Annotated in this window: 24 protein-coding genes; 16 read left to right on the top strand and 8 right to left on the bottom strand. The window is 66.7% G+C overall.

Annotation, left to right across the window (positions count from 1 at the left end):
* Positions 1-169 precede the first annotated feature (169 nt).
* The 3 genes from A6723_RS02740 to A6723_RS02730 all read right to left on the bottom strand — a co-directional run bounded on the left by A6723_RS02740 (position 170) and on the right by A6723_RS02730 (position 3,474).
* A complete protein-coding gene (locus A6723_RS02740) occupies positions 170-1,114 on the bottom strand; it encodes an ABC transporter substrate-binding protein (RefSeq protein ID WP_054906491.1) in 945 nt (314 codons plus the stop codon).
* 11 nt (positions 1,115-1,125) lie between these two features.
* Positions 1,126-2,193 (bottom strand): LLM class flavin-dependent oxidoreductase, encoded by a 1,068-nt coding sequence (locus A6723_RS02735; RefSeq protein WP_082450416.1) that lies wholly within the window; start codon positions 2,191-2,193, stop codon positions 1,126-1,128.
* A 384-nt stretch (positions 2,194-2,577) separates the two neighbouring features.
* Positions 2,578-3,474 (bottom strand): LysR family transcriptional regulator, encoded by an 897-nt coding sequence (locus A6723_RS02730; protein ID WP_054906489.1) that lies wholly within the window; start codon positions 3,472-3,474, stop codon positions 2,578-2,580.
* A 113-nt stretch (positions 3,475-3,587) separates the two neighbouring features.
* Between A6723_RS02730 and A6723_RS02725 the strand changes: the two genes are divergently transcribed.
* Both A6723_RS02725 and A6723_RS02720 read left to right on the top strand, forming a co-directional pair.
* Positions 3,588-4,193, top strand: coding sequence for a 3-mercaptopropionate dioxygenase (locus A6723_RS02725; protein WP_054906488.1), 606 nt, complete (start codon positions 3,588-3,590; stop codon positions 4,191-4,193).
* Complete coding sequence (locus tag A6723_RS02720; RefSeq protein WP_054906487.1) at positions 4,190-5,773, top strand: rhodanese-related sulfurtransferase; 1,584 nt, start codon at positions 4,190-4,192, stop codon at positions 5,771-5,773. The genes A6723_RS02725 and A6723_RS02720 overlap by 4 nt, the downstream gene beginning before the upstream one ends.
* Positions 5,774-5,837: 64 nt before the next feature.
* Here the strand turns inward: A6723_RS02720 and yedA are convergent, their stop codons facing one another.
* A complete protein-coding gene (gene yedA / locus A6723_RS02715; protein WP_054906525.1) occupies positions 5,838-6,725 on the bottom strand; it encodes a drug/metabolite exporter YedA in 888 nt (295 codons plus the stop codon).
* Between the two features lie 178 nt (positions 6,726-6,903).
* Here yedA and A6723_RS02710 point away from each other — a divergent pair, with 178 nt between their 5' ends.
* Complete coding sequence (locus A6723_RS02710) at positions 6,904-7,350, top strand: Lrp/AsnC family transcriptional regulator (RefSeq protein ID WP_054906486.1); 447 nt, start codon at positions 6,904-6,906, stop codon at positions 7,348-7,350.
* 357 nt (positions 7,351-7,707) lie between these two features.
* On the opposite strand, the gene A6723_RS02705 is transcribed toward A6723_RS02710, so the two are convergent.
* The gene (locus A6723_RS02705; RefSeq protein ID WP_054906485.1) at positions 7,708-8,985 is read right to left on the bottom strand and encodes an acetyl-CoA C-acetyltransferase; all 1,278 of its coding nucleotides are present in this window, start codon (positions 8,983-8,985) and stop codon (positions 7,708-7,710) included.
* 168 nt (positions 8,986-9,153) lie between these two features.
* Here A6723_RS02705 and A6723_RS02700 point away from each other — a divergent pair, with 168 nt between their 5' ends.
* On the top strand, positions 9,154-10,509 hold the full coding sequence (locus A6723_RS02700; RefSeq protein WP_054906484.1) for a 3-oxoacyl-ACP reductase: 1,356 nt from the start codon (positions 9,154-9,156) through the stop codon (positions 10,507-10,509).
* 268 nt (positions 10,510-10,777) lie between these two features.
* Here the strand turns inward: A6723_RS02700 and A6723_RS02695 are convergent, their stop codons facing one another.
* Positions 10,778-11,179: an EF-hand domain-containing protein gene (locus A6723_RS02695; RefSeq protein ID WP_054906483.1), complete on the bottom strand. Its 402-nt coding sequence runs from the start codon at positions 11,177-11,179 to the stop codon at positions 10,778-10,780.
* A 63-nt stretch (positions 11,180-11,242) separates the two neighbouring features.
* Positions 11,243-12,250 carry an AraC family transcriptional regulator gene (locus tag A6723_RS02690; protein WP_054906482.1) on the bottom strand — a complete coding sequence of 336 codons (1,008 nt, stop codon included), beginning with the start codon at positions 12,248-12,250 and terminating at the stop codon, positions 11,243-11,245.
* A gap of 204 nt (positions 12,251-12,454) precedes the next feature.
* Here A6723_RS02690 and A6723_RS02685 point away from each other — a divergent pair, with 204 nt between their 5' ends.
* Genes A6723_RS02685 through A6723_RS02670 form a run of 4 tightly spaced genes read left to right on the top strand, consistent with a single transcriptional unit; the run spans position 12,455 to position 15,094 of the window.
* Entirely contained in the window at positions 12,455-13,312 is an 858-nt protein-coding gene (locus tag A6723_RS02685; protein WP_054906481.1) for a MaoC family dehydratase, read from the top strand.
* A 47-nt stretch (positions 13,313-13,359) separates the two neighbouring features.
* Positions 13,360-13,677 (top strand): nucleotide pyrophosphohydrolase, encoded by a 318-nt coding sequence (locus A6723_RS02680; protein ID WP_024766201.1) that lies wholly within the window; start codon positions 13,360-13,362, stop codon positions 13,675-13,677.
* The gene (locus tag A6723_RS02675) at positions 13,674-14,444 is read left to right on the top strand and encodes a methyltransferase (RefSeq protein ID WP_054906480.1); all 771 of its coding nucleotides are present in this window, start codon (positions 13,674-13,676) and stop codon (positions 14,442-14,444) included. The genes A6723_RS02680 and A6723_RS02675 overlap by 4 nt, the downstream gene beginning before the upstream one ends.
* Positions 14,445-14,497: 53 nt before the next feature.
* Complete coding sequence (locus A6723_RS02670) at positions 14,498-15,094, top strand: DUF4136 domain-containing protein (protein ID WP_054906479.1); 597 nt, start codon at positions 14,498-14,500, stop codon at positions 15,092-15,094.
* On the opposite strand, the gene A6723_RS02665 is transcribed toward A6723_RS02670, so the two are convergent.
* Positions 15,079-16,005, bottom strand: a complete 927-nt coding sequence (locus A6723_RS02665; protein ID WP_054906478.1) for a glycerophosphodiester phosphodiesterase family protein — start codon at positions 16,003-16,005, stop codon at positions 15,079-15,081. The two genes, A6723_RS02670 and A6723_RS02665, sit on opposite strands and share 16 nt — an antisense overlap.
* Positions 16,006-16,137: 132 nt before the next feature.
* Between A6723_RS02665 and A6723_RS02660 the strand changes: the two genes are divergently transcribed.
* The 8 genes from A6723_RS02660 (at position 16,138) to A6723_RS02625 (ending at position 20,027) form a co-directional block, all read left to right on the top strand.
* Positions 16,138-16,710, top strand: coding sequence for a DUF4136 domain-containing protein (locus A6723_RS02660; protein ID WP_054906477.1), 573 nt, complete (start codon positions 16,138-16,140; stop codon positions 16,708-16,710).
* 11 nt (positions 16,711-16,721) lie between these two features.
* Positions 16,722-17,216 (top strand): GNAT family N-acetyltransferase, encoded by a 495-nt coding sequence (locus A6723_RS02655; RefSeq protein ID WP_054906476.1) that lies wholly within the window; start codon positions 16,722-16,724, stop codon positions 17,214-17,216.
* Positions 17,209-17,577 carry a DsrE family protein gene (locus tag A6723_RS02650; RefSeq protein ID WP_054906475.1) on the top strand — a complete coding sequence of 123 codons (369 nt, stop codon included), beginning with the start codon at positions 17,209-17,211 and terminating at the stop codon, positions 17,575-17,577. The genes A6723_RS02655 and A6723_RS02650 overlap by 8 nt, the downstream gene beginning before the upstream one ends.
* Positions 17,574-18,035, top strand: a complete 462-nt coding sequence (locus A6723_RS02645) for a glycine cleavage system protein H (RefSeq protein WP_054906474.1) — start codon at positions 17,574-17,576, stop codon at positions 18,033-18,035. Before A6723_RS02650 ends, A6723_RS02645 begins: the two co-directional genes overlap by 4 nt.
* Positions 18,032-18,715 (top strand): M15 family metallopeptidase, encoded by a 684-nt coding sequence (locus tag A6723_RS02640; protein WP_054906473.1) that lies wholly within the window; start codon positions 18,032-18,034, stop codon positions 18,713-18,715. Before A6723_RS02645 ends, A6723_RS02640 begins: the two co-directional genes overlap by 4 nt.
* 127 nt (positions 18,716-18,842) lie before the next feature.
* Positions 18,843-19,469, top strand: coding sequence for a GrpB family protein (locus tag A6723_RS02635; RefSeq protein ID WP_054906472.1), 627 nt, complete (start codon positions 18,843-18,845; stop codon positions 19,467-19,469).
* A gap of 55 nt (positions 19,470-19,524) precedes the next feature.
* The gene (locus A6723_RS02630) at positions 19,525-19,728 is read left to right on the top strand and encodes a hypothetical protein (protein ID WP_024766191.1); all 204 of its coding nucleotides are present in this window, start codon (positions 19,525-19,527) and stop codon (positions 19,726-19,728) included.
* A gap of 83 nt (positions 19,729-19,811) precedes the next feature.
* The gene (locus A6723_RS02625; protein WP_054906471.1) at positions 19,812-20,027 is read left to right on the top strand and encodes a DUF6434 domain-containing protein; all 216 of its coding nucleotides are present in this window, start codon (positions 19,812-19,814) and stop codon (positions 20,025-20,027) included.
* Positions 20,028-20,227 lie beyond the last annotated feature (200 nt).

Here is a 20,227-nt window from a genome sequence, read left to right as displayed (position 1 = left end):
ATCAGTGGCCTGGGCGTTGGGCGCGCGGGTGGACTGAAGCGGAATCGGAGCCTGGAACAACCCCGTTGCGCCGTCGGGCAGAGCCGGCGGCCGGGGCGGCACTTAGAACCATATCCAAGCACCGCCGCAAGGTTAAATAACCTTTTTGCCTTAGCTGAGAACCCGCCACTCAGTGGAATGAGGTGGTGAAGGAGGTATCGATCACGCTGGAGGTATCGAAAGCCTTGGGCAGCGCGCCGGTTTGCAGGAGGAAGTCGGCGGTGCCCTGGTAATCGGCGGCGGCCTGTTTATCCACCGGGCCGACGCTCATGGCGGCCTGGCCGATCCAGTGGCGCGACACGGACTGGTCGAGGTTGGCCTTTTTCGCCCAGATGTCGGCGTACTGCTCCTTGTGCGCCTCGACCCAGGCGCGGGCCTTCTGCAGGCGGCCAAGGAAATCGGCGATCTGCTCGCGCTTGGGATCGATGGAATTGGCGTTGGCAGCGATGCTCGACAGCCCCGGCATCAGGTCGCGGGCAGTGAGGATCGGGCGCGCGCCGGAGAATACGATCTGCTGCGAGATGTAGGGCTCCCACACCGGGAAGGCATCGATGCTGCCGCGCGGCAATGCGGCGGCGGCGTCGATGGGCATCAGCTTGACGAACTCCACGTAATCGCTGGGCAGGCCGGCCTTCTCCAGCGCACGCAGGGTCAATTGCTGGCTCCAGGCGCCCGGCCAGTAGGCGACCTTCTTGCCCTTGAGGTCAGCGATGGTTTTCACCGGCGAATCCTTGGGCACCAGCAGGGCAATGGTGTCCGGGTTCTGCCGGGAGATACCGATCAGCTTCACCGGCGCGCCCTTGGCGGCAAGGAAGATGAAGCCCGAGTCGCCGAGAAAGCCCAGGTCCAGCGCGCCGGCCTGCAGGCCTTCGGCCACCGGCGCGGCGGACTGGAAGTGCTTCCAGTCGACGGTGTAGGGCGCACCTTCAAGCACACCGGACGCTTCCATCGATGCGCGCACGTTGTAGTAGTTCTGGTCGCCCACCCGCAAGGTCGGCAGGTCGGCGGCCTGGGCCAGCGGCGCGCCCAGGATGAGCGCGGCGAAGGTGGCGCGCAGGCGTTGCTTCAGGTTCATCGAAAAGCTCCTCAGCCGGCGCGCCGCAGTTGCGGCAGGCGGGCGATATGGTCGTGGATGGCGGGAATCAGGCCCTGGCCGTAGCGCACGGCATCGCCGAGCGGGTCGAAGCCACGGATCAGGAAGGTGGAAACGCCCAGGCGGTAGTACTCGCCCAGCGCGGCGGCGACCTGCTCGGGCGTACCGACCAGCGCGGTGGAATTCCAGCGCGCACCGGTAAGCCGGGCCACGCCGGTCCACAGGCGTGTGTCGAGCACCTCGCCCTGCTGCGCCGCGGCCAGCAGGCGCTGGGAGCCGACGTTTTCCGGCTGGTGGTCATTGAGCGGCAGGCCCAGGCGGGTGCGGTTCTCCCGCACCTGTTCGAGCACTTCGGCGGCGCGCTTCCAGGCGGCTTCCTCGGTGTCGGCGACGATGGGGCGGAAGGACACCGAGAAACGTGGATCACGCCCCTGGGCATGCGCGGCAGCCCGCACGCGGCGGATGTGGCCGTCGACGGCGGCCAGCGGCTCGCCCCAGAGCATGTAGGTGTCCGCGTGCTTCGCCGCGACGTCGATGGCGGCATCCGAGGAGCCGCTGAAGTAGATCGGGATGTGCGGTTTCTGCTGCGGGCGCACGGCGGGCGAGGCACCCTGGAAGCGGTAGAACTCGCCATCGAAGTCCACCGGGCCTTCAGCGGTCCAGATGTCGCGCAGCGCTTGCAGGTATTCGTCGGTGCGGGCGTAGCGGCGGTCGTGTTCGAGGTAATCGCCGTCGCGGGCGAGGTCTTCGTCGTTACCGCCGCTGACCACGTTGAGGGCCAGGCGGCCATCGCTGAACTGATCGAGGGTGGCAAGTTGCCGGGCAGCCAGGGGCGGCGCGATCACACCGGGTCGATAGGCCAGCAGGATGCCCAGCCGCCGGGTAGCGGCAGCGACGAAGGAACTGACCACAGCTCCTTCGGCGGCATTGCTGAAATACCCCACCAGCACGCGGTCGAAACCAGCGTCCTCATGGGCCTGGGCAAAGCGCCGGACGAATCCGGCATCCACCGCCTCCCCCAGCGGCTGGTCCACCTCGGAACTCGGGGTGGCGGTGATCATGCCGAGAATTTCCACGCTCACTGTGTTGCCCTCGCCTGGGCCGCTGCATAAGGTCGGCGGCTTTCGTTATAAGAAAAACGTCGGTTTAGACGTTGTTCTTAGAAGCTATAGGCAAGTTCTTCATGATGGAAATTCATTTTTGTCATATCCTAATATGCTAAATACGCATATTCAGAAGCGACCAAGTTGCAGAGCGGGATTTTCGCGTTTCTACAAGGGCAGCAGGTGCGGCGAATCAGGATCGTAGGGCGCATAACGCGCCAGCGTTATCCGCCGCGAGGTACATCGGCGGATAACCCGTTCCGGGTTATCCGCCCTACGAGAGAGACGTGGCGTCGGGGGGTTCGCGAGCAAGCTCGCTCCTACAAGGGCAGGTGCGGCGAATCAGACCGCCGCGATGTCGAGGCCTTCAGCCACCGCATCACCGAACAGCCGCGCCGGCGATTCGAGATTGCCCAGCAGGCGCGGGCGCACCAGCCAGAGCTGGATCAGCGGCTGGAAGTCCTCCAGTTGCAGCACGCGCAACTGCTCGCGGTAGCGACTGCGCGCCAGGGCCGGCGCCGGCACGAGGCCCAGCCCGCGCCCTTCGGCCACAAGGCCCAACTGCAGCTCGCTGCCGAAGGTTTCCAGGTTCAGTTGCAAGCCCAGCCCCTGATCGGCCAGCGCGCGTTGCAGGCCGGCGCGGAAACCACAGCCGTCGGGGTTGAGCACCCAGCCGTGCTGGTAGCAGTCGAGCAGGCGGCGAGCCTTCACGTCACTGTCGCGCGCGGCCACCACGCACAATTCCATGCGGCCCAGCGCGGTGGCGCCGAGGTCATCGGGGAATACTTTGCTTGGCGGGAACAGCACCACAGCCGCGTCCAGCTCAGCATTCTCCAGCCGAGCCAGCAGATGGCTGCCCCAACCGCTGCTGACCTGCGCGCGCAACTCCGGGTATTCACCGGCCAGCCGCCGCAGGGCCTCCAGCAACACCACCTCGCCGATGCTCTGCGGCACGCCCAGGCGCAACACGCCGCTGGGTGCGCTGTCGCTGGCCACCAGCTCACGCAGGCCGTCCACCTCGCGCATCACCCGCAAACACTGCTCGAACACGCGGCGCCCGGCGGCAGTGGGTTTGAGCGGCTTGGTGTTGCGGTCCAGCAGCTCCACCCCGAGGGATTCCTCCAGGCTCTGCACCCGCCGGGTGATGGCTGACTGGGTCAGGCCAAGGCTCTCGGCAGCCTGGCTGAGGGAGGCGTTGCGGATCACCGCGACGAAGGCATCGATGTCGTCGATCTTCATGGGGCTGGCACCAATTGCATTTCTCGCATATTAGCTTAGATTCAAAATGCATTTCAGGAATAAAAACGCGTTTGCTACCGTAGCGCCAGAACCTTCCGGAGTGAATCCCCCGCATGTCAGCTCCCCTTCGCCTCGACCGCCTGCGCCAGTTCATCGGCGATCTGGCAGCCCTGATCGACACCGCTCCCGACGAAGCCGCGCTGCTCGCCGAAGCCCGCCCGTTGCTCGCCGAACTGGTGCGCCATGACGACTGGCTGCCCGAGGACTACGCCCGCCCCGACCCGCAGCGCTACCAGCAGTACCTGCTGCACGCCGATTCGCGGCAGCGCTTCTCGGTGGTCAGCTTCGTCTGGGGCCCGGGCCAGCGCACGCCAGTGCACGACCACCGCGTCTGGGGCCTGATCGGCATGCTGCGCGGCGCCGAGTATTCGCAGCCGTTCGCCTTCGCCGCCGATGGCAGCCTGCAACCCGTGGGCGAGCCACATCGCCTGGAGCCGGGCGAAGTGGAGGCGGTGTCACCCCGTATCGGCGACATCCACCAGGTCAGCAATGCCTTCGCCGACCAACCCTCCATCAGCATCCACGTCTACGGCGCCAACATTGGCGCGGTGCGGCGTGCCGTCTTCAGCGCCGAAGGTGAAGAGAAACCCTTCATCTCCGGCTATTCCAACAGCCAGTTGCCCAATATCTGGGACCTGTCGAAAGAGAACCCTGCATGAGCCAGATCATCCGTCGTTCCTTCCACGATATCCGCGCCGCCCTCCTCGCCCGCCAGGAGTTGGCATTGCTGGACGTGCGCGAGGAAGACCCATTCGCCCAGGAACACCCGCTGTTCGCCGCCAACGTGCCGCTGTCCAAGCTGGAGCTGGAGATCTACGCCCGCGTGCCGCGCCGCGATACGCCGGTCACCGTTTATGACGACGGCGAAGGCCTGGCGCAGATCGCCGCGCAGCGCCTGCTGGCGCTGGGCTACAGCGACGTGGCGATTCTCGACGGCGGGCTCGCCGGCTGGCGCGAGGCCGGTGGCGAGCTGTTCAAGGACGTGAACGTGCCGAGCAAGTCGTTCGGCGAACTGGTGGAGGCCGAGCGCCACACCCCGTCGCTGGCCGCCGAGGAAGTGAAGGCGCTGCTCGACGCCCAGGCCGACGTGGTGGTGCTCGACGCCCGCCGCTTCGACGAATACCAGACCATGAGCATCCCCAGCGGCGTCAGCGTGCCGGGCGCCGAACTGGTGCTGCGCGTCGCCGAGTTGGCGCCGAACCCGGCCACCCGCGTCATCGTCAACTGCGCCGGGCGCACCCGCAGCATCATCGGCACCCAGTCGCTGGTGAACGCCGGCATCCCCAACCCTGTGTCGGCGCTGCGCAACGGCACCATCGGCTGGACCCTGGCCGGCCAGCAGCTGGAACACGGGCAGGCACGGCGCTTCGACGAGGTTTCCGCCACTACTCGCGAATCCGCCGCCCAGCGCGCCCGCGCCGTGGCTGACCGCGCAAACGTCGCGCGTATCGACCTGGCCGGCCTGCGCCAATGGCAGGGCGAAACCGAGCGCACCACCTACCTGTTCGACGTGCGCACGCCGGAAGAATACGAAGCCGGCCACCTGCCGGGTTCGCGCTCGACTCCCGGCGGCCAGTTGGTGCAGGAAACCGACCACGTCGCCAGCGTGCGCGGTGCGCGTCTGGTGCTGGTGGACGACGACGGCGTGCGCGCCAACATGAGCGCCTCCTGGCTGGCCCAGATGGGCTGGCAGGTGGCAGTGCTGGATGGGCTGTCTGCCGCCGACTTCAGCGAACAGGGCGCGTGGAATGCACCGCTGCCGCCCAAGCCTCAGGCCGAGACCATCAGCCCGCAGACCCTGGCCGACTGGCTGCGCGAACCGGGCACCGCCGTGCTCGACTTCACCGCCAGCGCCAACTACGTGAAGCGCCACATCCCCGGCGCCGCCTGGGCCCTGCGCAGCCAGCTGAAGCAGGCAGTGGCGCAGCTGGGTAATGCCGAGCGCTATGTGCTCACCTGCGGCAGCAGCCTGCTGGCGCGCTTCGCCGTGGCGGAAGTGGAAGCCCTGAGCAACAAGCCGGTGTTCCTGCTCGATGGCGGCACCGGCGCCTGGGTCGCCGCCGGCCTGCCCACCGAGGAAGGCGAAAGCCGCCTGGCGGCACCGCGCATCGATCGCTACCGCCGCCCGTACGAAGGCACCGACAACCCGCGTGAAGCCATGCAGGGCTATCTGGACTGGGAGTTCGGTCTGGTCGAGCAACTGGGCCGCGACGGCACCCACGGCTTCTTCGTGATCTGACCGGCGCCGAAAAACACAGCGCCCGCCGACAGTCTCCTGTGGGCGGGCGCTTTGCGTTCCCGGATCAGTTCGCGGGGCCGCGTCGCCACTGCGGCAGGCCGATCAAGACCACCGCGCTGATGATCACCGCCATCGCCAGGGATTCCGCCAGGCCGATGTGCTCGCCGGCGAATACCACGCCGAGCATCACCGCCACCGCCGGGTTGACGTAGGCGTAACTGGTCGCCGCCGCCGGGCGCACATTGGCCAGCAGGTACATGTAGGCGCTGAAGGCGATGATCGAGCCGAAGACCACCAGGTAGGCCAGCGCGCCCCAGCCGGCGGCGGTGGGCATCTGCTCCAGGCGCTCGCCGCTGAGCAGGCTGCCCAGCAGCAGCACGCCGCCACCCACCAGCATCTCCACCGCGCTGGCCATGGCGCCGGCGGGCAGGTCCAGGCGCCGGCTCCACACCGAGCCGAAGGCCCAGGTGGCTGCCGCAAAGATGATCAACGCCGCGCCCGCCGGGCTGCCCTGCAGGTTCGAGCCGAGGTTGAGCAGCACGATGCCGAACAGGCCCAGGGCGATGCCGGCCCACTCCAGCGCGTTGGTCCTGTTGCCGAAGAAGCGTCCGAACACCTGGGTGAACAGCGGCACGGTTGCCACGGCCAACGCCGCCACACCCGAAGCCACTCCCCAGTGCTCGGCCACCGTCACCCCGCCATTGCCGCAGCTGAGCAGCAGGATGCCAATGGCGCCCGCCGACAAGCACTGCTTGAGGCTCGGCAGCGGCGCACCGCGCCAGAGCATCCAGGCGAACAGGATCGCCCCGGCGATGATGAAGCGGCAGCCGGCCATCAGCATCGGCGGCCAGGATTCGACACCAATGCGGATGACCAGGTAGGTCGAGCCCCAGATGAAATAGAGGGCGAAAAACGCGGCGATCAGGGTCAGGGAGACGCGGGCTCTGGGCATGGGCAGGGTGGTCATGAAAGGGGCTCGACAAGGCGGGTGGGGCGATTCATTTTATGCAGGCATACACCCACGGATAAGGCACAGACAACGCCAATAGCGGCGTAACACTTTTCAATCGATGGATTTTCCGGTCATTTCCCGTTGAATCTGTTTTAACCCGAATGCCGAGGCAAGACTGATGGACAAATACGACCGCGCCCTGCTCGCCGCCCTGCTGGAAGACGGCCGCCTGTCCTTCGCCGAACTGGCCCGACGCATCAACCTCTCACCTCCCGCCGTGGCCGACCGCGTGGCGCGCCTGGAAGCCGAAGGCGTGATCACCGGCTACCACGCCAGCGTAGACCTGTCGAAGATGGGCCGTTCGATCCAGTGCCTGATCGAGATGCGCCTGAACGACCATCGCAGCAAGACCATGCTCGACCCGCTGCTGGAAATCCCGCAGATCATCGACTGCTACCGCATCACCGGCGAAGCCTGCGTGATGCTCAAGGTAGCGGTGAGCTGCACCCAGGAACTGGAAGAGCTGATCGACCGCCTCGCCCAGTTCGGCACCAGCAAGACTTCCCTGGTGCTCTCCACGCCCTTCTCCCGGCGAATCCATCCGGGGATGTTGCAGGGTGGCTGAGGACCTTTCTAGAAGGGAATTGCAGGGGGAAGACTCTCTGCTACGGAAGCGACCTGGCGAGGCCCCGCTCGCCGACCTTCTGTAGGAGCGAACTTGCTCGCGAACAACCCAAACTTCGGCGTAACCGGTGTTCGCGAGCAAGCTCGCTCCTACAGCCCCCTCGCAGTTTCGTAGGGCGCATAACGCGCCAGCGTTATCCGCCACTCCCCTATCGGCGGATAACCTGTTCCAGGTTATCCGCCCTACGCTCTGCTCTTCGTAGGATAAAAAAAGGCGGCGCCGCTCGCGCGGTGCCGCCTGAAGTCACGGAGTTGCTACATCGCGGGGCGGCGAAGAGGGCCGCCCCGTTGTATTGGATTACCGTTCGATGATCGCGGTCACACCCTGGCCGCCCGCGGCGCAGATCGAGATCAGCCCGCGCCCCTTGCCGGCGGCATCCAGCAGCTTGGCCAGGTTGGCGACGATGCGCCCGCCAGTGGCGGCAAACGGGTGGCCGGCTGCCAGCGAACTGCCCTTCACGTTGAGCTTGCTGCGGTCGATGGAACCCAGCGGCGCGTCCAGCCCCAGGCGTTCCTTGCAGTAGTCCGCGTCTTCCCAGGCCTTGAGGGTGCACAGCACCTGGGCCGCGAAGGCTTCATGGATTTCATAGAAGTCGAAGTCCTGCAGGGTCAGGCCGTTGCGCGCCAGCAGGCGCGGCACTGCGTAAACCGGCGCCATCAGCAGGCCTTCGTGGCCGCCGACGAAGTCCACCGCCGCTGCTTCGCCATCCTTGAAGTACGCCAGGATCGGCAGGCCACGCGCCTTCGCCCACTCCTCGCTGGCCAGCAGCACCACGGAAGCGCCATCGGTCAGCGGCGTGGAGTTGGCGGCCGTCAGGGTGCCGCGCGGGCCCTTCTCGAATACCGGCTTGAGGGTACCGATCTTTTCCAGGTTGATGTCCGGGCGCAGGTTCTGGTCACGCACCAGGCCGCGGAACGGCGTCATCAGGTCGTTCTGCCAGCCCTCCTCGTAGGCGGCGGCGAGCTTGTGGTGGCTCTCGTAGGCCAGCTTGTCCTGCTCGTCGCGCGGGATGGCCCAGGTCTGCGCCATCAGCTCGCAGTGTTCGCCCATCGACAGCCCGGTGCGCGGCTCGCCGTTCTTCGGAATGTGCGGCATCAGGTGGCGCGGGCGGATTTTCAGCAGGCTTTTGATCTTCTCACCGTTGGACTTGCCGCGGTTGGCTTCCAGCAGGATCTTGCGCAGCCCTTCGTTGACGCCGATGGGAGCATCGGAGGTGGTGTCCACGCCGCCGGCGATGCCGCAGTCGATCTGCCCGAGGGCGATCTTGTTGGCCACGAGAATCGCCGCTTCCAGGCCGGTACCGCAGGCCTGCTGGATGTCATAGGCCGGGGTTTCCGGCGCCAGGCGCGTGCCCAGCACGCATTCGCGGGTCAGGTTGAAGTCGCGCGAATGCTTGAGCACTGCGCCGGCGACCACCTCGCCCAGGCGCTCGCCGTGCAGCTTGTAGCGCTCGATCAGGCCGTCCAGCGCGGAGGTCAGCATCTCCTGGTTGCTCGCCGTGGCGTACACGGTGTTGGAGCGGGCGAAGGGAATACGGTTGCCGCCGACGATGGCGACCCGGCGCAATTGGGTCATGCAGAGCTCCTGGATGGATGAGCGTTAAAGTGCGGTCAAGGCTAACCTTAGCCGCTTGTGTCGCATTGGCCGCCCCGCCGTTGCGCAGGTCAGCGCGGTCAATTGCGTCGAACCCCTGCCTGCGTAGAGTGGTCAGCACTTTAGAGAATCCGTTCAGGAGCCCGTTCCATGACCGATCGCTACATTGCCTTCGCCAACTCCAACGTCGGCCGCCGCCTGGTCGGCGCCCTCGGCCTGCCTGCGCCGGTTCGCCTGGAGCGCTGGAGCGCCGGGCGCACGCGGCCGGTGGACGGGGCGCTGCTGCTCGGTGGCGAGGGCAACCTGAACGATGCCGTGCTGCCCTTCGCCGAGCGCCTGACCGATTCGATCTTCGCCTTCAGCGACGGCCAGTACGGCCTGCCGCGCTGGACCGCCGAGCACGGCCCCAAGCTCAAGGCCATCGTCTTCGATGCCAGCGGCCTGACCCGTTTCGAGCAGACGATCGAATTGCGCACCTTCTTCCAGGGCGCGCTCAAGGGCCTGGATAAATGCCCGCACGTGGTGATCCTCGGCCGCGCGCCGGAATCGATCAAAGACCCCATCGCCGCCAGCGTGCAGCGCAGCCTCGAAGGCTTCAGCCGCTCGCTCGGCAAGGAAATCCGCCGCGGCGGCAACGTGCAGCTGGTGTATGTCGGCAAGGGCGCCGAGGACCAGCTCGAAGGTGCATTGCGCTTCTTCCTTTCGCCCAAGAGCGCGTATGTCTCCGGACAGGTCGTGCGCCTGTCTGCCTACGACAAGCAGGTGCAGGACTGGAGCCGCCCGCTGGTGGGCAAGCGCGCACTGGTGACCGGCGCCGCTCGCGGTATCGGTGCCGCCATTGCCGAGACCCTGGCCCGTGACGGCGCCGAGGTGGTGCTGCTGGATGTACCACCGGCCAAGGACGCGCTCGACGCCCTCGCCGCGCGCCTGGGTGGCCGTGGCGTGGCGCTGGATATCTGCGCCGCTGATGCCGGAGAGCAACTGGTGGCGGCACTGCCCGATGGCGTCGATATCGTGGTGCACAACGCCGGCATCACCCGCGACAAGACCGTCGCCAAGATGAGCGAAGCGTTCTGGAATTCGGTGATCGAGGTGAACCTCAAGGCACCGCAGGTGCTGACCCAGGCCCTGCTGGACGCGAACAAACTGCATGACGATGGCCGCGTGGTGCTGCTCGCCTCCATCAGCGGCATCGCCGGCAACATGGGCCAGACCAACTACGCGGTGAGCAAGGCCGGCCTGATCGGCCTGGCGCAGGCCTGGGCGCCGGCGCTGGGCAAGAAGGGCATCAGCATCAACGCGGTGGCGCCGGGCTTCATCGAAACCCAGATGACCGCTGCCATCCCGTTGACCATCCGCGAGGCCGGCCGACGGATGAACTCCATGGGCCAGGGCGGCCTGCCGCAGGACGTCGCCGAGGCCGTGGCCTGGTTCGCCCAGCCGGGTTCTGGCGCAGTGAGCGGCCAGGTACTGCGGGTCTGCGGGCAGAGCCTGCTGGGCGCCTGATCCGTTCCAATTGACTCCATCTGTAGGATGGCGTGGAGCGAAGCGATACCCATCAATCCCTGCAACAGCATGGGTATCGCTTGGGCTCCACCCATCCTACGAACTACGCCACAGGCCGTAGGGCGCATAACCTGGAACAGGTTATCCGCCGGCCCCTTAAATGGCGGATAACGCTGGCGCGTTATTCGCCCTACATAAAGCCTCTCTCCCCTGCCCCCGCCATGCTCTCGATCCGGCCTTCAAGCCGGTCATCTGTCGCGCCGGCCGATCAATGTCGCGCCGCGATCAACTCGCGAAACTCCTTCGCGCTCACCCGGTGGTCGCCATCGCGGTCCGCACGCACGATCAACGCCGGCTCCTGGGTCATGAACTCCGCCTGGCTGACCTTGCCGTCACCGTCATGGTCCGGCCAGGCGATGGCATTGGGCGAGACCTGCACGCTGGGATTCGGCGGCGTCACTTCCTCGCGGGTCAGCAATCCGTCCTGATTACGGTCCAGCCGGTGGAACATGCGCACGCGCATCGGCGCCATGTCGCTGGCCTCGATGTAACCGTCGCCGTTGGCATCCAGGCGGGAGAATGCCGTTTCGCCCATTTCTCCCGCGAAGGCGCAGGGCGCGGACAACAGAGCGGCAGACAGCAGGAAGGCTTGGCGGATTCGGCTTTGCATCGGTGATTCCAAGGTGGGACTGACCGGCAAAGCCTATCCACAGGCGGGCTCGAAAGGGTTCGATCACTCCGCCGGCGGTTGCGGGCGGCCGCGGCGGCGGAACTCCACGGGGGTCTCGCCGACCCAGCGCTTGAAGGCACGGTAGAAGGTGCTCGGCTCGGAAAAGCCGGTCCGCTCGACGATCACCTCGATGCGCTCGTCGGTCTTGAGCAGCAGCTCCTTGGCCAGGCGACAGCGGTAGTCGGTCACCAGGTCATTGAAGCGCACTCCCGCCATGGCCAGGCGCTCGCGCAGGCGGCGGGCCGGCATGTCCAGCCGCGCGGCGACCTGTTCCAGCGTTGCGCCGCCATCCACCAGCAGCACGCCGATCAGCTCGCGTACCTTGCGCACCAGGTCCAAGCGTTCCACTTCCGCCAGTTGCCGGCGAGCCAGCGACTCGTGCATGCGCAGCAACTCGGGGGCGGCATGGCGCGAGGGCTTGTCCAGCACGGCGGCGTCGAAGATCAGGGCATAACGCTCGGCCCCCAGCACGGCGGGGCAGCCGTAGACTTCACGGTAACGCCCGGCCGGCGCGCCTTCCGCATGCATCAGCTGCACTTCGTGGGGCTTGAAGTCACCTTCGGTGAGGGCATGGAACAGGCGCACGACCGCACCGGCCAGCATTTCGGGAAAGTGCCGGTTGGTCCCGGCGCTGTGGCCGAGCAGCAGCACGGCCTTCTCGCCCTCCACTTCCAGGCGCGCGTTGAGGGTGTCGGAGAGCAGGCGCACGTAGCGCAGGGCATGGCGCAGCCCTTCGCCGAACGTCGCGCTGGACAGGAACAGGTATTCCAGCAGCAAGCCATGGAATGCGGGCAGGTGTCCGGCCAGATAGAGGCCGACATGCTCCTCGCCGCATTCTTCAGCGGCGGCTTTCCAGAACAGGTTCTGAGCGCTGTGGGGGAATCGTCCGGCAGGCAGGCTGCCGGCGGGCAGGCCGACGCGGGCCAGCACACGGTCGGGGTCGGTGCCGCTGGCGCGCAGGGCGTCGATCACCGGGCGCATCAGCGCCACATCGTCGGTCAGATCACGCATGGTGTTTTTTCTAGTTATCCATGGGGCGGGCCCATCTTAGGCAGCTTTCTTATCGCCTCTCAAGAGAATCAGGAAGCAGGTTGAGGGAAATATCCAGGCAATGGCGGGTCAGATTGACTTGCCTGCCGCGTGCCGCGTTGCCACGGCCAATGCCTGGGGCCGAGCACTGGCTAAGCTGAATGAATGCCCCTCAGGAGATACCCGATGTCCCGCGATTGGCTCGACCTGTCCGCCCCACCCGCCCTCACCGGCCTGTTCGTTCGCGCTGCGCTGCGCCGCGGCGTGCGTGGCCGCAGCCTGCCAACCCGCGGCGTGCGCTGCCCGGTCACGGTCGATCCGAAGCACCTGGAGCGCTACCGCAAGGTCTGCGGTTTCACCGACAACCACCTGTTGCCGCCTACCTATCCGCACATCCTCGCCTTTGGCCTGCAGATGGGCCTGCTCACCGACGCGAGCTTCCCGTTCCCGCTGCTGGGCCTGGTACACCTGGAAAACCGTATCAGCGTGTTGCGGCCGCTGGGCGGGCTGGGCCCCTTCAACGTCAGCGTGCGGGTGGCGGACCTGCAGCCCCACGAGAAAGGCGTGACCTTCAGCATCATCACCCAGCTGCACGACCAGCTCGGCCTGCTCTGGGAAGGCGACAGCCGCATCCTGTTCCGCGGCATGCGCCTGGACGGCACGCCAGCGGCGCGCCACGAAGAGGCCGAGCTGCCTTTGCAGCAGATCGACGCGTGGAACTGCCCAGCGGACATCGGCCGGCGTTACGCTCGCGTCGCCGGTGACTACAACCCGATCCACCTGTCGGCTGCCAGCGCAAAACTGTTCGGCTTTCCTCGCGCCATCGCCCACGGCCTGTGGAACAAGGCGCGCAGCCTGGCTGCCCTGGGCGAGCGCCTGCCGGCCGCCGGTTATCGGGTCGATGTGCGCTTCCAGAAGCCCGTCCTGCTGCCCTCGTCCGTCACTCTGCTGGCCAGCGAGCCCGCGCCTGTCGGGCAATTCAGCCTGCGCGGCAAGGACGACCTGCCGCACATGGCTGGCAGCTGGGGCCCGCTGGACGTTTGAAGCGCCAGGCTTGAAGCTATGGGGCTGACGCTGGAGCCCCATCTGCAATGAACCTCGAAGCCATCACCGCACGCCTGCACGCCATCCGCGACCACAATGACTGGAGTCGCTTCCACAGCCCGAAGAACCTGGCCATGGCGGCCAGCGTGGAAATGGCCGAACTGGTGGAAATCTTCCAGTGGCTGCGCGAGGACGAATCGCGCCAGTTGCCACCGGAGAAACTCGCCCACGCCGGCCAGGAGGTCGGCGATATCGTGCTCTACCTGCTACTGATGTGCGCAGAACTGGGCATCGATATGAACCAGGCGGTACTCGCCAAGCTGGCCGACAGCGAACGGCGCTTCATCGAAGGAGGCGCCAAGTGAGCGAATCCCCGAAGACCGGCGACCGTCACTTCGACGAACTGGCTACACGCTTTGCCGAGAAGATCTACGGCGGTGCCAAGGGTGCCATCCGCCTCGCCGTGCTCCAGGCCGACCTGGCCGAAGCCTTGCCCGATCGCCCGCTGCGGGCACTCGACATCGGCGCGGGCCTGGGCCACATGTCGCTGTGGCTGGCCGGGCGCGGCCATGAAGTCACCCTCGCCGAACCGGCCGCACCGATGCTCGTGGCCGCGCGCCAGCGTTTCGAGGAAGCAGGTCTGAACGCCACCTTCATCGAGGCGCCCTGGCAGGACCTGCTCGGCCAGCTCAACGAGCCCTACGACCTGGTGATCTGCCACGCCGTGCTGGAATGGCTGGCCGAGCCGCTGGCCATACTTCCCGTGCTGCACCAACTGACCCGCGCCGATGGCTGGCTGTCCCTGGCCTTCTACAACCGTGATGCGCTGATCTACCGCAACCTGCTCAAGGGGCATTTCCGCAAGCTGCGCAAGAACCGCTTCGCCGGCGAGGGCCAAAGCCTGACCCCGCAGGAACCGCTCGATCCGCGCGTACTGGAGGCCGCCATGGCCGGTCAATGGAGCATCGAGGCGCGCAGCGGCGTGCGGGTGTTCCACGACTACATGCCGGTGGAGTTCCAGCACAAGGCCGAGCCGCTGGACCTGGTGGAAATGGAGCTGCAATACCGTCGACATCCTGCCTTCGCCGGCCTCGGCCGCTACCTGCACTGGCTGTGCCGGCCGCAGGATTAGGTGCATAGTTGCCACTGCGCACGCCAATCGAAGTGAGCGTGCGGGAGTCTGTCATGCCGCGTCATCTGCTGGTCCTGCCACTGTTCGCCGCCCTCGCCGCCTGCCAGGGCCAGAACCCCTACACCGCCACCTCGCTGCCGATGCCACCGGCACCCACGCAGGCGGCCAATCCAAGCCTCGATCCAGGCAGTTATCCCGCGCCGCCGCTGGACTACGGGCGCTTCCGCTCATGGAGCTGGATGGACGGCACCGGCTTCGGCGGCCCGCTGCAGGATGCCGTCAGTGAGGCGCTGGACCAGCGCGGCCTGCGCCCGGCTCGCACGAATGCGCCGGCGGACCTGACCGTCAGCGCCCATCTTTCCAGCGAGCAGCGCACCCGCCAGACCACCGACTACTACAACGGCGGCTACTACGGCGGCTACGGCCGCTGGAACGACCCGTGGTATGGCGGCTACGGCGCCTCCTACCCGGTCACCCGCACCTACGTGGTCACCGTCAGCGTGGTGCGCATCGCACTCTTCGATGCGCACAGTCGCCAGCAGGTATGGAGCGGCAGCGCCGAGTACGAAGACGGCAGCAGCCAGACCGACCAGGCCCGCGCGCTGCGCGAAGCCGCGCGCAAGGCCATGGACGGTTACCCGCCGGGCTGAGCCGCGGCGCGCCGATAGTCGGGAACGCTAGCCGGCGAATCGACCATCACCGCATCGGCGCCCAGATCGCGGGCCGTCCGATAAGCCGCCGCCGAATTGATGCCGAACATCATCACCGTGGTTCCCCCGGCTCGTCGCACGCACGCCATCGCCTCTGGAGTCCACAACCGAGCCGGCTTCACCGGATGGGACGACGAACCGAGGGTGAACTGTTCCGTCACCGTCAGCTCGCGGTCCAGTTCAATGCCCATCCAGGCGCCTGCGGCCGGCGGAGCACAACGCCCGCCCAGCGCCAGGTCGACCAGTCGATTGCGCGTCGCTTCGCGGCTTTCGAAATTCAGTGCGCGGCCAGCATAGTGCTGCGCCAGGTAGTCGCTGGCATCGCGCTCGGTGGAGTAGAAGCGCACCCGCGCCCAGGCCCGCTCCTGATCCAGCGTCCGCGCGACCGCATCGATGACGTCGGCCACCGGTCGCGCCTTGATATCGAGGAATAACGGAACCTGCGCCGGGATCGTTCGCAGCGCCTCGGCCAGCGTCGGGATCGGTTGAGGGGCCGTGCGATACGGATAAGCGCCAGCGGCGTCCTTGAACTGATAGCCCGCATTCACCGCGCGCAGTTGCTCCAGCGTCTTCGAGGCGACCGCACCCTGCGCATCGGTCAGCGCCGACAGGTCCGCTGGCCGGTACAGCACCGCCACACCATCGGCAGACACCTGCACCGACAGCCAGAGCCCCTCACTGTGGTTTTCCAGCGCCCGACGAATCGCCAGCAAGGTGTTCTCCGGAGCATCCGCCGTGCCGCCCCGGTGCGCCACCACCTGCGGTGCCTGCAATGTCGGCCGTATGCCGTCCAGGCTGCATCCCGTCAGTACTGCCAGCCCCAATGCAGCGCCCAGCCACTTCTGTTTCATGACCTTCTCCAGATCAAAGACAAGCAGCGACTCTAGCAACGGGAAGGGCCGTCGCAGACGCTGAACATTCCGTGCTTGCCATTCCCCGTGCCTTGCGCTTGGATGGAAATCTCTGACTGGAGAACTGCGACCATGATCCGCCGTCTGCTCTGCCGCTTTATGCTCGGGGGCCTGCTGCTCGGCCTCGCCGCCTGCGAAACCACCAGTGTCAGCCGCGATTACGACACCACCCGCGACTTCGCGCGCTACCAGACCTGGAGCTGGGCGCAGCCGGCGTTCGAGTACCGCCCGGATGACCCACGCATCAAGAGCGACCTTACCGAGCAACGCATCAGCGACGCGATAGCCGACCAGTTCGACCAGCGCGGCCTGCGCAAGGCCCAGGACGGCAACCCGGGCGATGTGAAGATCCGCGCCTACCTGATCGTCGACCAGCGCCAGGACCAGGTGACCACCTACACCGGCGGCTACTGGGGCGGTTACTGGGGTGGCTACTGGGGCCCGCCGCCCATGGCCGAGACCCGCAGCGTGACCTACAAGGTCGCCACCATCCAGGTCGACATGCTCGACGGCAAGGACGGCAAGCTGGTCTGGCGCGGCAGCGGCGAGCAGATCATGCGCAGCAGCCCACCGACGCCCGCCGAGCGGGAAGCGGCAATCCGCGAGACGGTGCAGAAGATCATCGCCCAGTACCCTCCGCACTGACAGGAGACCCCGTGAGCCAGCCCGCCCTGCAGCATCGACCCGCCCTCGCCGACGACCTTGGGCAAGTGGTGGAATTCCCCCAGGACGCCGATGAGCTTTTCTACTGCTACCCCAAGGCGAGCTGGCCACTGACCGTCGGCCAGCTCGCTGCCGCCATGGCCGAGCGGCGTGGCAGCACGGTCGCGCTGCTGGATGATCGCGTTGCGGGCTTCGCCAATTTCTACCAATGGCAGCCGGGCGATTTCTGCGCCCTGGGCAACATGATGGTGGCGCCATCGGCGCGGCGTCACGGCGTCGCGCAGTACCTGATCGAGGTCATGGAGAATCTCGCCCGCGACCAGTACAAGGCGCAGGTCATGAAAGTGTCCTGCTTCAATGCCAACGCCGCCGGCCTGCTGCTCTACGCACGCCTGGGCTACCGGCCGCAGGGCATCGTCGAGCGCGCCGACCCGCAAGGCCGGCGCGTCGCCCTGGTCCAACTGGAGAAATCCCTTGTCCATGCCTGAAGTCCAGCGGGTGCTGATCATCGTCAGCAGCGGCCCGAGTACCCCGGCGCGCTGCGCCGCGCCCTTCTACACCGCCACGCTGCTGGCCTGCATGGACGCGCAGGTCACCCTGTTCCTCAGTGGCGAAGGCACGCGCCTGGCCTTCCAGGACATCGCCGATCACCTTTATGCCGCGGAGGGTGGCGAGCCCATCAGCCATTTCATCCAGCAGGCCAAGGAAGCCGGCGCGCGCCTGCTGATGTGCCGCGCACCGGGCATCAGCATCGACGAGAGCCGACTGATAGAAGAGGTCGACGAGATCGCCAGCGGCGGCGAGATGGCGCGCATGATCCTCGAATATGACCGGGTACTGACCCTGTGAAGCTGCACGGCCTCGAATTCCCTGATCAGTTGCTCTATGCCCCCGAGTACAACCTCTGGCTGCGCGAGGAAGAAAGCGGCGCCGTCACCCTCGGCCTCACGGCCTACGGCTGTGCGATCTACGGGCAGATCTTCGCCTTCACCCCCAAGCGCGATGGCTGGCACATCGATTGCGACCGCAGCTTCGGCGTGGTGGAGTTCGCCAAGGCTGCTTCCTCGGCGCGCAGTCCGCTCGATGGCACCGTCATCGCCAGCAACGAAGCCGTGGTGCGCCGCCCCGGCCTGATCAACCAGGACTGCTACGGCGAGGGCTGGATGGTGCGCCTGAAGCCCGACGACTGGGCCAGCGCCCGTGGCCGTTTCCTGCACGGCGAGGCCGCGCTGAAAGCCTTCGAGCAGCGTATGTACCTGGACAATTTCGACCCGGACGACGACGGGGTCCAGGCGCTGCGCCCATGAGCAAGGCAGGCAGATGCCTCGCACTGCTGCTCTGCCTGCTCGCCAGCCCGGCGCTTTACGCCGACCAGCCCGCGCAGGACGGCTTCGTCTATCTCGACCAGGTACTGAAATCCGCGCGCTATGAGGTACGCTACGCCGGCGCCGACAACTTCGTCGGCGAGCCCATCGACGGCTACCAGAAGGCGCGGATCATCCTGACCCGCGAAGCAGCCAGCGCATTGGCGGCGGTGGAGAAGGACGTCGCCCTGAGCGGCCTGGCACTGAAGATCTTCGATGGCTATCGCCCGCAGCGCGCAGTGGATGAGTTCCGCCGCTGGGCCGCCGACCCGCAGGACATTCGCCAAAAGGCCCACTATTACCCCGCGCTGGACAAGCCTGCACTGTTCCGCGACGGCTACATCGCCAAGCACTCCGGCCACTCGCGCGGCAGCACCGTCGACCTCACGCTGGTGGACTCCAGCTCCGGGGAAGAACTGGACATGGGCAGCCCGTTCGACTTCTTCGGGCCCATCTCCCATCACGGCACCGCGCTGGTCAGCGTGCAGCAGACGCGCAACCGCGAAACCCTGCGCCAGGCCATGCTGCGCCACGGCTTCGAGCCTTACGGCGCAGAGTGGTGGCACTACACCCTGAAGGCCGAGCCCTACCCGAAGACCTACTTCGATTTTCCGGTGCAATGAGCGCGCCCCACGAGCGTCTCCCACATGATCGCGTCCCTGGAATGCTCCTGCCGGACTTGCTCGGAACTCCAACCGCCCGAGCTGCCTCCAATCCTCGCCCTCCCGCCGCTATCGCCGGAGTTTCCACATGAGCCCGCAAGCCCCCGAATTCGACGGCCAGCGCTGGAGCAACGCCGAAGACGACCGCATCGAAGTCGTTGCAGCCGATCCCCATTGGCCACAACGATTCGCCGAGGAAGCCGCCGCCATCGCCCAGCAGGTCGAGCTCCCCGGCCTGGGCATCGAGCACATCGGCAGCACCGCCGTGCCAGGACTGGATGCCAAGCCGATCATCGACATCCTCCTGCTGCCGCCGCCGGGCAGCGATCCGCACCGGCTCATCGCACCGCTGCAAGGGCTGGGTTACCAGTACTGGGCGGAGAATCCCGACACCTCGCGACTGTTCTTCGTCAAAGGCATGCCGCCGCTGGGCAGCGGGCGCACCCATCATGTCCACGTCATGGAACTGAACGAAGCCTCGCGCCGACTGCTGTTCCGCGACTGGCTGCGCACCCACCCCGACGACGCCCGACTCTACGCGCAGGTGAAACACGACCTGGCACAGCGCTTCCCCACCGACCGCGACGCCTACACCGAAGGCAAGGACGAGGTCGTCGCGCAGATACTGGGGCGCGCGCTCAACCCGCCGGAGCACCACCGCGACGGCGACGCAGCCCACGGCGGCGAAATCCAGGGGCCGGACAGCCTGCGTTAATCCGCCGTTAATCCAGTCGGCCGAAGCTCGGGGCTCCCCCTCAGGAGGAAGTCCCATGCTCAAGCTCTCCGTGGTCACCTTCGCCTGCTTCACCCTGGTCGGCTGCGCCGACGCCCCGCACTACAACCACTTCGGTGCCATCGAATCGCCCGTGCGCGAATCCTTCGGCGAAGACAACCTCGAACGCCAGCCCACCCGCGTGCGCCTGCAAAGCGACGATTATTCGGCGCAGCAACAGCGGATGATGTGGGGCCAGTGACGCCGCAACACCTCGGCAGACCGCGCCCGCGGCTGCCGAGTGCGCTATAACGGCAGTTCCCCCAAGGCACAGGAATGGACGCCATGGCCTTCGACTGGCACAGCGACCCGATCACCCGGCAGACCCCGCTGGATACCCACTATCGCAACACCCAGAACGTCCGCCGCTTCATGACCGAGCACTGCGGCGTCGACTTCCATTTCGACCGCGCCTTCATGGCCTGGATACGCAGCGGCGCGCCAGCGGACATGGGTGCGGTGGTGGATGAGTGGCGGCGGCGCAAGCATGGAAGGTCCTGATTGCATAAGGCGACTTTCACGCCCTGAGAGGTAAGCAATCACGCGGGCCTCGGCAAGCGGGACAAGTGCGTGCGCCGATGGATCATCGGGATTCCGATGGCCGAGAGGACCGAACTCCTCCGGCAGCTCTGGCTGCTGAACTACCGGTACGCGCTTCTTCCAGCGCATTCACGACCACCTCCAGGAGTACGGGCCGCTCT

Source organism: Pseudomonas sp. AU11447 (genome assembly GCF_001672555.2).
GTDB classification, from domain to species: Bacteria; Pseudomonadota; Gammaproteobacteria; order Pseudomonadales; family Pseudomonadaceae; genus Pseudomonas; species Pseudomonas nitroreducens.
The sequence above is the reverse complement of the archived record's forward strand: the minus strand, read 5'-3'. Positions and strand labels throughout refer to the sequence as shown.

Excerpts from the sequence above, each read along its gene's own strand:
- A6723_RS02705 (WP_054906485.1), bottom strand. The coding sequence starts at position 8,985 with ATGACCCAATTGCGCCGGGTCGCCATCGTCGGCGGCAACCGTATTCCC.
- A6723_RS02670 (WP_054906479.1), top strand. The coding sequence starts at position 14,498 with ATGCCGCGTCATCTGCTGGTCCTGCCACTGTTCGCCGCCCTCGCCGCC.
- A6723_RS02710 (WP_054906486.1), top strand. The coding sequence starts at position 6,904 with ATGGACAAATACGACCGCGCCCTGCTCGCCGCCCTGCTGGAAGACGGC.
- A6723_RS02635 (WP_054906472.1), top strand. The coding sequence starts at position 18,843 with ATGAGCCCGCAAGCCCCCGAATTCGACGGCCAGCGCTGGAGCAACGCC.
- A6723_RS02660 (WP_054906477.1), top strand. The coding sequence starts at position 16,138 with ATGATCCGCCGTCTGCTCTGCCGCTTTATGCTCGGGGGCCTGCTGCTC.
- A6723_RS02640 (WP_054906473.1), top strand. The coding sequence starts at position 18,032 with ATGAGCAAGGCAGGCAGATGCCTCGCACTGCTGCTCTGCCTGCTCGCC.
- A6723_RS02690 (WP_054906482.1), bottom strand. The coding sequence starts at position 12,250 with ATGCGTGATCTGACCGACGATGTGGCGCTGATGCGCCCGGTGATCGAC.
- A6723_RS02740 (WP_054906491.1), bottom strand. The coding sequence starts at position 1,114 with ATGAACCTGAAGCAACGCCTGCGCGCCACCTTCGCCGCGCTCATCCTG.
- A6723_RS02730 (WP_054906489.1), bottom strand. The coding sequence starts at position 3,474 with ATGAAGATCGACGACATCGATGCCTTCGTCGCGGTGATCCGCAACGCC.
- A6723_RS02625 (WP_054906471.1), top strand. The coding sequence starts at position 19,812 with ATGGCCTTCGACTGGCACAGCGACCCGATCACCCGGCAGACCCCGCTG.
- A6723_RS02720 (WP_054906487.1), top strand. The coding sequence starts at position 4,190 with ATGAGCCAGATCATCCGTCGTTCCTTCCACGATATCCGCGCCGCCCTC.
- A6723_RS02725 (WP_054906488.1), top strand. The coding sequence starts at position 3,588 with ATGTCAGCTCCCCTTCGCCTCGACCGCCTGCGCCAGTTCATCGGCGAT.
- A6723_RS02735 (WP_082450416.1), bottom strand. The coding sequence starts at position 2,193 with ATGATCACCGCCACCCCGAGTTCCGAGGTGGACCAGCCGCTGGGGGAG.
- yedA (WP_054906525.1), bottom strand. The coding sequence starts at position 6,725 with ATGCCCAGAGCCCGCGTCTCCCTGACCCTGATCGCCGCGTTTTTCGCC.
- A6723_RS02650 (WP_054906475.1), top strand. The coding sequence starts at position 17,209 with ATGCCTGAAGTCCAGCGGGTGCTGATCATCGTCAGCAGCGGCCCGAGT.
- A6723_RS02700 (WP_054906484.1), top strand. The coding sequence starts at position 9,154 with ATGACCGATCGCTACATTGCCTTCGCCAACTCCAACGTCGGCCGCCGC.
- A6723_RS02680 (WP_024766201.1), top strand. The coding sequence starts at position 13,360 with ATGAACCTCGAAGCCATCACCGCACGCCTGCACGCCATCCGCGACCAC.
- A6723_RS02695 (WP_054906483.1), bottom strand. The coding sequence starts at position 11,179 with ATGCAAAGCCGAATCCGCCAAGCCTTCCTGCTGTCTGCCGCTCTGTTG.
- A6723_RS02630 (WP_024766191.1), top strand. The coding sequence starts at position 19,525 with ATGCTCAAGCTCTCCGTGGTCACCTTCGCCTGCTTCACCCTGGTCGGC.
- A6723_RS02665 (WP_054906478.1), bottom strand. The coding sequence starts at position 16,005 with ATGAAACAGAAGTGGCTGGGCGCTGCATTGGGGCTGGCAGTACTGACG.
- A6723_RS02685 (WP_054906481.1), top strand. The coding sequence starts at position 12,455 with ATGTCCCGCGATTGGCTCGACCTGTCCGCCCCACCCGCCCTCACCGGC.